General features: G+C 57.4%; 7 protein-coding genes. 1 reads left to right on the top strand and 6 read right to left on the bottom strand.

The features are described 5' to 3' along the window. Positions 1–192: 192 nt before the first annotated feature. From D5261_RS04095 to D5261_RS04070, 6 genes are all read right to left on the bottom strand, one after another. Positions 193–1,989 (bottom strand): hypothetical protein, encoded by a 1,797-nt coding sequence (locus D5261_RS04095; protein ID WP_119320811.1) that lies wholly within the window; start codon positions 1,987–1,989, stop codon positions 193–195. A gap of 355 nt (positions 1,990–2,344) precedes the next feature. Further along, complete coding sequence (locus tag D5261_RS04090) at positions 2,345–2,968, bottom strand: SMI1/KNR4 family protein (protein WP_119320809.1); 624 nt, start codon at positions 2,966–2,968, stop codon at positions 2,345–2,347. A gap of 51 nt (positions 2,969–3,019) precedes the next feature. Further along, entirely contained in the window at positions 3,020–4,102 is a 1,083-nt protein-coding gene (gene cax, locus D5261_RS04085; RefSeq protein ID WP_119320808.1) for a calcium/proton exchanger, read from the bottom strand. Positions 4,103–4,138: 36 nt separating this feature from the next. Beyond that, complete coding sequence (gene corA, locus D5261_RS04080) at positions 4,139–5,209, bottom strand: magnesium/cobalt transporter CorA (protein WP_119320807.1); 1,071 nt, start codon at positions 5,207–5,209, stop codon at positions 4,139–4,141. Positions 5,210–5,367: 158 nt separating this feature from the next. Beyond that, complete coding sequence (gene galE, locus D5261_RS04075; protein WP_119320806.1) at positions 5,368–6,372, bottom strand: UDP-glucose 4-epimerase GalE; 1,005 nt, start codon at positions 6,370–6,372, stop codon at positions 5,368–5,370. 1,338 nt (positions 6,373–7,710) lie between these two features. Then, complete coding sequence (locus tag D5261_RS04070; RefSeq protein WP_125205911.1) at positions 7,711–8,301, bottom strand: hypothetical protein; 591 nt, start codon at positions 8,299–8,301, stop codon at positions 7,711–7,713. Here D5261_RS04070 and D5261_RS04065 point away from each other — a divergent pair. Then, entirely contained in the window at positions 8,288–12,490 is a 4,203-nt protein-coding gene (locus D5261_RS04065) for a beta strand repeat-containing protein (RefSeq protein WP_125205910.1), read from the top strand. The genes D5261_RS04070 and D5261_RS04065 overlap by 14 nt on opposite strands. The last annotated feature ends 11 nt before the right edge of the window (positions 12,491–12,501 follow it).

Genomic DNA, 12,501 nt, shown 5'->3' with positions numbered 1-12,501 from the left:
GTTCACCTCTGATCATAGGTGCGCTCTCAGTGTGGAAATCGCACAGCGCGATCGATAATTTTCTGCATGCGCTCTGCGACCGAAATTCTCGACATGGCTTGAGCGCCTTGCGAACTATGTTCTATTGGGTGAGACCTGCGTGCGTGGATAATGTTGCGACGACATAGAGAGACATGATTGATGATTACAAGTTTATGGGGTAGAGCCCCCGGGAACGGGAACGTTGGTGAACGTCACGTCTTCTTGACCGGGCAGGTCGATTGTTTCGAACCGCTCCATCCGTAAGTCGAACGTGTCGGAGGCGATGTCCTTCAAGGGGATCAGGAAGGTGCGTTTGCGGGGGCGGGTCCTGTTCAGTTTGGGGTCCATGAGATGCATCGGATCGGCCTGGACAAAGGGGAGTCCGAGGTCGTTGTCCATGTGGCGACCAAGGGAATCGACGCAGCTATAGGGCCAGTAGTCGAAGCGGCGGCCGGGACGCTTGGGGTCGAACGGCTCGGCGCACATTAGCGCGACGCCGCACAGGGGTTTCTCCAGGTTGGCGGGGCGGCCGACGATGTCTGGAAGGGGATGATCCTGGTCGAACGCGACGATTTTGCAGACTTCCAGCCAGTCGCCCGTTTTATCGATAACCATCTTATTGACGGTTACCGATTGGCCGTCCTTGGGGATCGGCAGATCCGGGAAATCCATACGATGCAGGATCTGTTTGATGGCGTGCGCGGTCACCGTCAGCGTCACCGTCTTGGACGGCGGGAATTCGGCGATGGCGGGATCCTTTGTCTTGTCGGTCTCGCCGCCAAGAAGGACAAATCGCGTGATATCTCCGTCGGAAATTGGCGCGCCGTCGACGAGCCAAAGCTTGTCCTGCTGGAAGGCGTTTGGGGGATAGGTGGAGACGCCTGTCGCCACCCCATTGACCGGCGCACGCTGGTCGTTTGTCCCGGTAACCGACGTGATCGTCCACTGCGTGGAGGGATCGCTGCGGTCACGCAGCCGGAAGTGCGCGGTTGCATACGGAGAACTCTTGCCGCCGGCGTCCGTGTACTCCCAGGTGACTTCCACATTCTTCCCCGACGCGGTTTGCAGCGGACTGCGATCCCAGCGGCGGGCCGGCGGCATCGACGAGACTGGGATCTGGAAATGAAAGTGACGCAGTGACTTTTCCGGAACCACCATATTGGAAGATTCGGTCGCGTTCAGCGTGACACTCAGCGACTTTGCCTCCGCCGGCGGGAGAGCGGGGATCGTGACCGTAAAGTCACGCGCCGACGTCGCCGGCGGCTGCACCTGGGCTGTCGCCGCGTCCAGCGCTGCGCCGGTATCGGCGACGGCCTTGATCTGCTCCCAGCAGACGAAGCGAAGGTCCGGGGCAGTGGGGTCGGGGATGACTTTGACGGTGAGGATCATCGCCGGCGGGTTGGGTGCGCGACTGTACTGGACATGCGTTACGCGCACGGTCGTTCCCAGCGGCGATTTTCCCTCCGCATTGGTATCGATGGAATCCGCAGGCTGCGTCGGAAGCGGGATCGACCCGATTTCGATCAACCCCTGAGACTTGCCAAGCGCCGTCGCCGGGCTGCCAGGATCGGTATAATCCAGATTGACAGTGATATAAGGCCAGGCGGCGTTCACATCCGCGAAGTAGACGCTGCCGGTCGTCGCCGAATATCGGCTGTTTCCATCGGACGAATAAAATCGAGCGCCGTCGGGATCGCAGGCGTTGACGGTATGGAGATAGTCCGTCGGCCCGCCGCCTTGCGGAAACGTCGCGGCGGGATCTGTCGTGATCGAATACCCAATCCCCAAATTGCGCACGCACCGCCCATCCTCGCCCGGTGAACCTCCCCAATCGACATGGTCGATTGCGACCGTCACCCCATCAATCGTCTGTGTCAGCGCCTTATCCGGCGCCGCATCGCCATGCGCCTCGGCGCCGACGAGCAAGCAAGCAAGAACTGTGAGGCAGGGCAGGTTCCGAAATTGCATCCATGGTCTCCTGGAGAATGAGTACGCGTATTTGAGTGACGATGATGAGGGTGCGGGATTATTTCTTTGGGAAAGAAACCCGGGTAATAACTATCGTGTCTGAAGAGATATTACCCTACCGCAAGTTCGGTGATGATCTTTGCCGGCCACGATCGATAATTGGCGGCGATGCGCGTTGGAGTATCAAGATCATGACCGAATTCGATGATCTGATCATCCGTTCCGCTTTCGCCGGGATCGAGATCAACTGAGCGAGAGCGATAACCTTATCAATCGCCGTCAAAACATCGCCGCACGTCTGCTCGGGAGTTCTGTCTTCCGCAATGATGACATGTGTCGCCAGCGCCACGCCTGGTTACGGATTTGTCGGCGAATAGGCCACTCCAAACGAACTTAAGTCCTCGGGCAAAAAGAAGCCTGGGTAATAGCTGTTGTTCTCGTAGATGTATTGTCCGGCCTCTAGCCCGTCTGTGATTTCCATCAGCCATGATTTGTAGTCGGCGGCGATGCGCGTTGGGGTGTCGAGGTCATGATTGAATTCGATGATCTGACCGACCGAGCCGCCTTCGCCGGGATCGAGATCGACGCAAATACTGTTGCCGCCGATGTCGGCGGCGATGGGAATCCATGCAGGATGGTGAAAGAAAGGTTTCACTCCCGGATTAGCGATCTCGGGATCTCGCTCGCCTTTGAGATATTCCGCAACATTCCGATGTTCGGTCCACTCCACGAGCATATCCGAGAGGGTAAGCAGGCGGAATCCACACGGGATCAATGTGCCGCCGCCGGGATCGCCATTGACGAGATTCTGGCCATTATGGCGCAGGAGAGACAATCGCACATCGCTTGGAAGAGTGTGTCCCACGGCTGCTTCCAATTCCGTGAGTTCGGCTTCAGTCGCCCCGTTCGCGAGGCACTCGCGCATGACAGGAGCATTCACTTCAAGATAGTCTTCCAATCGCTTCCATAATTTGTCCATGGTTTATGATCTTCCATTTCTCATGCGCGTAACAAGGATTGTCAGAATCTATCACGGCAGGAAGTAGAACGCGAGCGCGATCACCACGTAGGCGGCGAGGAGCTGGGCGCCTTCGAGCCAGTGGCATTTGCCGTCAGTGGCGATGAAAGCGACGATGATGGCGCTGAGGCCGATGACGGCCAGTTCGGCCATGTTGAAGATGAAGGTCATCGGGTGGCCCATCAGAAGGCCGGCGAAGACCAGGACGGGGGCGACGAACATGGCGATCTGGATGGAGGATCCGATCGCGATGTTGATGGTGATGTCCATCTTGTTCTTCAGCGCCATCATGACCGCCGTGGAGTGCTCGGCGGCGTTGCCGATAATGGCGACGATGATGATGCCGATAAACACTTCGTTGACGCCCATGGACTTCGCGGCGCCCTCGACGCTCTTGACCAGGAATTCGCTCTCCAGCGCCACCAGCACGGTGGAGATCCCGAGGACGAGGAACGCTTTGGCCTTGGACCAGTGCGGCTCCTCGTTTTCCTCGGCGTCGTTGCTGCGGAAGATCTTTTCGTGCGTTTTGAGCGAAAAGAAGAGGGACGCAAGGTATGTAATCAGCATGACGCCCGCGACGCCGATGGAGAGGTTGACGATGTCGTTGTTTTGCGTGGTGTTGAGCTGATGATAGTGCGAGGCGATCATCGCCGGGACCGCCAGCGAAAGCGTGGCGAGCAGCAGGTTGATCGCGTGGGATTCGGCCTGATCTTGATTGAAGCTCTGGGTTTTGTGCTTGATGCCGCCGGCCAGAATGCTCGCCCCCAGAACCAGCAGAATGTTGCCGATGATCGAGCCGACGATGCTTGCCTTGACCAGATCGATCAGCCCTTCATGGATGGCGAAAAGGCCGATGATTAGCTCCGTCGCATTTCCAAAGGTCGCGTTGAGCAGGCCGCCCATAGCGCTCCCGAGCCGCTTCGCGAGTTCCTCCGTCGCTTCGCCCATCATCCCGGCCAGAGGGACAATCGCCAGAGCGGCGGCCGCGAAGACCCAGAGCGGGTTCATACCGGGAGTGAAATGGAGGACAATACTGACGGGAATGAACAGGAGAAGGGTGTTCAGGCCCTTGAAAAATCCGAGTAGGGAGCGCATGGGCGTATTTTACCTTATTCTGAGATCAAGGCAAATTCAGAGCCACTTGCGCTTGCGGAAGTAAATGTATTCGGCGACGGTGACGAGGATGAACAGCGCCCAAACATAGACATAGCCGTAATGCCAGTGCAGCTCGGGCATATGCTCGAAGTTCATGCCGTAAATGCCGCTGATGGTCGCCCAGCTCATCATAATGATCGAGACGCTGGTGAGAACTTTGACGACCTCGTTGAGCCGGTTGGAGGCGACGGCGAGATGCGCGTCCAAGGTGCCGGCCAGCAAGTCGCGATAGGTGTCGATCGTCTCGACAATGCGAATGGTATGGTCGTAGACGTCCTGATAATACGCGTAGAGCGCGCGGGCGCGGTCGGCGCGGCGCTGCTCGCCGGCGCGCTCCGGATCCTGCATCGCCTCGACATGGCGCAGCATGGTGTTGACGGCGTCGCGCATGGGAGCGACATAGCGCCGCATCTCCAGCAGCTCGCGGCGCACGCCCAGCAGGGTCTTGAGAGGCTTGCGCTGGTCTTCGGCGTTGGAATTCTTGTTTGTCAGATCGACTTCCTCGCCGGCGGGCTTCAGGATGATCTCCTCCAGCGAGTCGATCCGCTCGTCGAAGGCGTCGAGGGTGGGGTAGTAGTCGTCGACCAGGGAATCCAAAATGAGATAGAGGAAGGCGTAGGGCCCATGATCCTGCATCTCCCGGCTCGCTTCCCAGCGTTGCCGGGCGGTCTCCACGGCGGGCGAATGGCCGTTGTGAACGGTGACGCAGAAGTTTGGGCCGGTAAACGTATTCACTTCCGCGCCGCGCTCCAGGCAGGGCATGTTCAGGTCGCTGCGGTTTTTCCCCGGCCGCAGTTCGTGCATGACGACGAAGGTATATCCAGCGTAGTCCACCACTTTCGCCCGCTGATCCCTCTGGCGAAGATCGTCCATGGCGAGCTGATGGAACTGGAACTCGTCGACCAGCAGCTGAAAGTCCTCTTCCGAAGGATCTTCCAGATCCAGCCACACCATCCCGTTCGGATTCTTCAGCGCGTCGCTGATACGCGTCGGCTCCAAAGGCAGCGGCGGCTTCCCCGGCTCGGCGAAGTGTTCGAGTTTGATCATGGGGATTTGGAGGAGGCCCTCACCCCCCGGCCCCCTCTCCCAAAATTGGGAGAGGGGGAGTTAGAGGGAGTTTTTTATTTGGATCTTTGATCCAATTCTTAACCCTTGCCCAGACCTTTGGGAGAGGGTGGCCCGAAGGGCCGGGTGAGGGCTGTCTCTTACTCTTCCGAAGCGTATCCCTTGGGATGCTTCTCGAACCACTCATACGCTGTGCGCATGATGGTTTCGATGTCGCCGAACTGCGGCTTCCAGCCCAGCTCTTTTTCGATCTTGGCGCTGGAGGCGACTAGCTCGGCCGGGTCGCCGGGGCGGCGCGGGGATTCCGTCGCGACGATGGTCTTGCCGGTGACTTTGCGTCCGGTTTCGATCACTTCGCGGACCGAGTAGCCCTTGCCGTTGCCCAGGTTATAGGCGGTGGTTTCCGCGCCGTTCTTCAGGGCTTCCAGGCCAAGAATGTGCGCGTGGCCGAGGTCGGTGACGTGAATGTAGTCGCGGACGCCGGTGCCGTCGTGGGTGGGATAGTCCGTGCCGAAGATCTTGATGTCGGGGCGTCGTCCCAGAGCCGCGAACAGGGTCAGCGGGATCATGTGCGTCTCGGGAGTATGGTCCTCGCCCAGCTCGCCTTCGGGATCCGCGCCGGCGGCGCAGAAGTAGCGCAGGGCGACGCTCTTGATGCCGAACGCGACATCGTACCAGTGCAGGATGTACTCGGCGTCCAGCTTGGTCTGTCCGTAGGGGTTGGTCGGTTTCTGCGGGTGCTTCTCATCGATCGGAACGTACTGCGTCTCGCCGAAGGTCGCGGCGGACGACGAGAAGAGGACATGCTTGACGCCCTGACTATTGATCGCGTCAAGCAGCGTGAGGGTCTTGACGATATTGTTCTGGTAGTACTTGACGGGATCGCCCACGCTCTCCGGCACGGACGCATACGCGGCGAAGTGGATCATCGAGTCGACATCGTACTTCTTGACCGTATCCGCCACCAGTTGACCGTCGCCGATATCCCCCTGCACGAACTTCGCGCCCGGAAGATACTTCAAGACTTCCTTGTGCCCCAGCTCCAGACTGTCGTAAATGACGACGTCATAGCCCTTCTTGAGCAGCAGTTTCGATGTATGGCTGCCGATATATCCGGCGCCGCCGGTCACTAATACGGATCCCATAAGCTTGCGCGCCCCCCTCCGCGCCCACGGCGCAAAGAACGGCTTGCCTCCTCGATTTTGATGAAATTGCGACGACTGTACAACGCCGGTGATTATACCTGGTTGGGAGGCGGGGGCGCAAATGGGAGAATAATGGAAAATGTAAGCAAACAAACTCTGTATATTCTCTTAACACTATGTTTCCTTAACATTCTGTTAATATTCGAATGGTAATATTCGCCTGACCCCGCTTGCTTCATGATGATCGAATTTTCAATATTCTGCGTTACAGCAGGTATGGTTAAGATTTTTTCATCGTTCACCGTCTCGTTGGACTGTTGCGTGTCGTCTTTCCATCGCTCTTGCCGTTGTACTGGAGATCCATATGCACCCGTGGCTAACTAAGCCTAGCTGCTCCTCGTCTTTGCGAAAAATCATGCGCTCCGCGCTTGTCGTGTTAATTTGCCTAACATGTCTAAGCATGACTACTTTGATCGCAAATGCTCAAGCTGCTCTAGCAAGCGTCTCATTCAGTCCTTCCGGCGTTACTGGCGGCGCTACGGCTTCTGGAGTAGTCACGCTTACACAGTCTGCTCCAACAGGCGGTACAGTAGTATCGCTGAGCAGCAATTCTTCTGTCGCCAACGTGTCCTCGAACGTTACAGTGCCAGCGGGAGCGATAACCACGACGTTCTCCGCTAGTACAACAGCGGTCGCCACAACACAGAGAGTCACGATTTCAGCAACTCTCGGCGGTGTGACAAATACTGCTATTCTCAATGTTAATCCCACGATTGTGAGTTCGACCAATGCGTCGGTTCAGGCGGGTAACTCTGCCGGCGGGTCTGTTATAACAAGTTTTTCGGTGCCGACATCGGTTAGCTGGGCAGTCTCTAGCCCCGACGGAACCGTCGTGGCCGGCGTAGGGGCCGGAACTCCAGGCGCCAATGGCTGGAGCGCCCAAGTTTATACGTATTTTGATTTAAACAGTAATTCGACGAAAATTGCCTTTGTTCAGGTAACGGCCCCCGCTTCGGCGCAGCCTATTCCAGGTTACGTCGTCGTCGTCGGTATACCTTATGGGGTTGATTCCTCAAGTTATAATGGGGGCTACTTCGATGTTGTGCCGGCGCAACCAGTCAACTTGCTGACATTTCTTGTGTCTCCTGCGAGTGTTCACGGAGGAACAAACGTTACCGGTACAGTCAATTTGGACGGTCCTGCTCCGTACGGTGGCGCCGCCGTGGCGATCGCCACCAATAATACGACTGTTTGCACTGTTCCGTCCATAGTGACGGTGCCTGCCGGCAGCACCTCTTTTGGATTCACAATCAACACACTGAGCGTCTCGTCTGTTGGTTATGCAAACATTGGCGCGACTCTGAATGGCGCATCAATGTACCAGCAGCTGGCGGTCGTTCCAGCGACAGTTCCCTCCGGTGTTATTTCGCTGACATTTAACCCTGTACAAGTAACCGGAACGAATGCGTCAAGTGGAACGGTTACTCTCGGGACTGCTCCTGCCGTCGATACAGCGGTTGCTTTGTCGAGCGGAGATCCTTCCGCGATTGTGCCCGCAACTACCACGGTGTTAGCGGGGCAGACGAGTTCAAGTTTTACGGTGAATACAACGAGCGTCGCTTCGGCGACTTCGGCGTATATTACTGCGACAAGTAATGGCAGCCAGACATCGCGTTTGATAATCCAGCCGGCGAGCGCGAGCACGCTGGTGTCGTTGGCAATATCGCCTTCGGTGGTTCCTGGAGGAATCTCCACCACTGGCACCGTCACATTGCGGGGGGCGGCTCCTGCTGGCGGGATTACGGTATCGCTCACGAGCACCAATTCGACAGTCGTGAATGTACCGGCGAGTGTGGTCGTTCCACAAGGGAGCTTCTCGGCAAACTTCACGATTACCACAGCGGGCGTCAGCGCATTGACGACGGCCACAGTCACGGCGGCTTATGGCGGCTATAGCAAAACGGCTAATGTGTCTGTGAATATTGCTCCCGCCGCCACACTCAAGTCGATCGTGCTAAATCCTAGCACCGTCATCGGAGCACAGACTAACGGCACCAACTCGACTGGAACCGTTACTTTGACCAGTCCCGCACCCGTGGGCGGGGTAGTAATCGCCCTCGCGAGCAGCAATTCCGGCGTTGTCTCCGTGCCTTCGACGGTTACAATTCCTGCGGGCGCAACTTCTACTACATTCGCCGCGACCACTTTTAATGTCACGTCGACACAGGCCATTACGATTTCCGCTGTTTACAGCTTCAGCAAGCTGTCCGCCACGCTTACCGTTAACCCATGGCTTTATCAGCTAAGTCTGTCTCCAGGGACGCTGGTGGGCGGCGCCAATTCTACTGCCACACTGACATTGAATCAGGTGGCTCCAGTGGGCGGACTGCCGATCAATCTTGGCTGCTCGAACAGTTCCGCCACGATCCCTGACGCTTCCAATGCTGACGGCAGCACTATCGCCAGTGGCGTACTCACGATTCCAGCCGGAAAAACGACCGCAGTATTTACTGTGAATACGCTACCAGTCGCATTGGCGGGAACAGTTAACATTACGGCCGCTTACAGTGGATTGACTCTCAGCCAGACACTGAATCTCCAGACTCTTCTGCAGCGTTTACAGCTCAGTACAAGTTCGGTGACGGGCGGAACTTCACTGACCGGAACAGTCTATCTCAATGGACCTGCTCCCACAGGCGGAGTCGGGATCACGCTCGGGAGCGACAATGCCGCAGCGACATTCCCCAATGGCGGCGGCGTATCTGGCGGAGTATTGACGATTGCGGCGGGAGTGAGCAGCGGCTCGTTCACAATCGCAACCAATGCGGTGACGTCCGTAACCAATGTGAACCTCAGCGCGGCGTATGGCGGAGTCACTGCCCATGCTTCGTTCACAATCAATCCGACACAGGTCACTCTTCAACTGACACCACCGAGTGTTGTGGGCGGCGCGACTGTCGACGGCGTTGTGACGATCAGTTCTGCGGCTCCGGCCGGTGGCCTAAGCATCGCCTTGAGCACATTCAACGCGACAGTGGCCCCGGTTCCCAGCCAAATTACCATCGCGGCTGGAGCGACTTCGTCCGCGCACTTCTCCATTGTCACTACGACTGTGACATCCACTCAATCAGGATCGATTACGGCCGCCTATGGGGGATTGCAGTCTTCGCAGACCTTGACCGTGAAGCCGCTATTAGCGAGCGTTTCCATAAATCCCAATCCGGTTGTGGGTGGTGTGACCACGACAGGGACGGTGGCGCTGAATGGCCCGGCTCCCGCTGGAGTATCCCTAACGCTTAGCAGTAACGATACTACTGCGGCTACAGTCCCAAGCAGCATTCCTGTGACGCAGGGGGCGACCAATGCAACCTTCACCGTCACGACTTTTGCGGTATCGACGAATAAAGCGCCGACGATTACCGCGAGCTATGGCGGTGCAAACGTCGTCACGACGCTTACTGTTCGGCCTATGATTCAGTCTCTGGGACTGAATCCGCAATCCGTGTACGGCGGCGGAACCTCCACGGGAACGGTTACCCTTACTGGATTAGCTCCGACGGGTGGTGTCGCCATCACCCTGGCGAGCGCCACGACTTCGGTCGCGACCATCCTTAATGGGGGCAATGTGAGTGGCGGCGTGCTGACAATCCCTGCCGGATCGAGCATCGGGACATTCACTATCAACACATCTTCTGTCAGCGTCAGCGCCTCATCAGTAATCTCTGCAACTTACACGAGCGGCTCGTCCAGCCAAGTCGTCACACAAACATTGACGGTAATCCCGCTAATCTCTTCCGTTTCCGTCAGCCCAAATCCGCTGGTGGGAGGAGGAAGCGGTACGGGTACCGTCACTCTTGCTGGTCCCGCGCCAACTGGCGGCATCGGCGTAACGCTCACCAGCAGCGTAACGGGCGCGGCTACCATCGCCAACATCGGCAATGTGAGCGGCGGAGTGCTGACAATCCCCGCAGGATCGAACAACGGCGGATTTACCGTTAATGGAGGTCCAGTGACCACCAGCAGCACGACGCTGATTTCGGCCGCATACAATGGCGCGAGTGTCTCGACGACTCTCACCGTGAAGCCTCTGCTGAGTTCGCTGACCCTTACTCCAACCAATATTGTTGGCGGAGATACTGCGAATGGCGGCATCTTGTTCAATCTCAATGCGCCTGCCGGCGTAACGTTGACGATTTCGAGCAGCAATAACACGGTTGCCAGCGTTCCGGCAACACTCCCCGTGACGACCGGAGCGTCCAATTCGTCATTTACCATCACGTCCACTGCTGTTTCCACTATGACGCCAGTGACGATTACCGTATCTTACGGAGGCGTCGCGTTAAGCAAGACCCTGAATGTTTATCCCGTGCCGACCGTCGCCACGGTGGCGATCAGCGGGTTAAGTGAGGTGGTCGGCGGCAATAACATGACGGGACAAGTGACGCTTTCCAGCATAGCGCCTGCCTCTGGAGCGGTGGTGTCGCTTTCCAGCGGCAATACGGCCGTCGCGACAGTTCTTTCGAGCATTAGCGTTTCTCCTGGGGCGACACAGGGTTCGTTCACAATTACGACTCTGCCCACAGCGACGACGGCTACGACCGCTATCACAGCCGCTTACAACAGCACCACTGGATCCGCGAACGTGACCGTGGACCGTCCCTCGCTGACCGCGCTCAACTTTGCCCCAAGCAGTCTGCCCGGAGGTAACACCACACAAGGAACTCTGACGCTTAACGGAAAGGCTCCGACAGGAGGGGTTACGGTTGATCTGTCCAGCTCGATCCCCAATGGACAGAATTTCCTTCCTTCCACAAGTGTCGTAATCACAGCGGGGCTAGCTTCCGGGACATTCCAGCTCGCCACCAGCACCGTAAATGCGGCCACAACATTAGTCATCACAGCAACGAACCATGCATATCCGACGGAGTTTGTGACGAGCAGTATTAGCCTGTCGCCGGCGAATATTCGCGCTGTGGATCTCATGATGCCAAAAGGCATCACTCTGCAGTGGACGATGCCTGCTGTTGGACATTATGTGCTGAAGCGTGATGGCGTACTGGTCGCCACTTTGCCGAACACAACGCAGACGTATACGGAGTATTTTGAATGGAATAGCGGGCAGGTTTATCAGTACGATTTGTATGATGACAATACGATCCCCGCACAATTGTTGTCCTCCGAGCGAGCGGCGCCGTATCTCGTAGCCGCCACGCAAAATCAGGCCGTTGACAGCCGGCTGGACCCACGCTATAGCACGGCTGTGTTTCTCGATCACAATTTCGGAACTTCCGCTTATAAAGGCGGGCTATTCGCCGGGTTCGCGAGCGATCCTTCGAAAGTCGGCCGTAGCTTCGCCCTATTTGCGCTCAACCCGCCGCCTGCGGGCGGTGTCTTCCGGACTGGCAGTGTCAACGCATCCTTGACAACAGCCTACACAGATCTTGGTCCTGTCAGCGGTTTACAGATCGGCTGCCAGGCCATTCCGAAAACCATCCCAGGATACAAAACGTGGGACCCCGCCACTCTTGTCTGGTCTAACTCGCCGGTTGTGGATCCGACCCTCGCGACTCAGACGGTGACGGTCAATTACAACCCTGCGTCTCCACCGCCCACTCCGGCGTGGATGTCCTGGAAGCTGAACACGGATATTCTGGACGCGATCCTTGGGATCAATGACTCCGCGCATGACGGAACGAATGCAATGGCAGTCCAATGGGCGAGCATGAGTGAAGCGTCGAACGGATGGGCCTACTTCGCGAAAACGGAGTACAGCTCCACGGCAGGGCCAAACGTGACGAACCTTTGGAGTATCCCGACGCTCGTGAAGCTGACCGTGCCTTCAACGGTCAACCTGAGCGGCGCCGCGACGACATCGGCGACCGGGCAGCTTGCGGTGAATGGCGTTGGCCTGCAAGGCAGCGCGGTTGTCTCGCTTTCGAGCAGCAGTTCATACGTCACGTTCCAGGCATCCGGGACGCAAGCGCAAGCAATGACCGTAACCGGCTTGAGCAACACGTTTGTCTTGAATGTGGCAAAGCCGAGCAGTCAAACTACGGTGACGATTACAGCGACATTCGGAGGCGTGACCAAGACCGCCACAATGACCGTCAATCCCTAGTAACGATACCC

This window comes from Capsulimonas corticalis (genome assembly GCF_003574315.2).
Classification (GTDB): Bacteria; Armatimonadota; Armatimonadia; order Armatimonadales; family Capsulimonadaceae; genus Capsulimonas; species Capsulimonas corticalis.
Note: the sequence above shows the minus strand (reverse complement) of the source record. Positions and strands in the feature narration are given on the sequence as shown.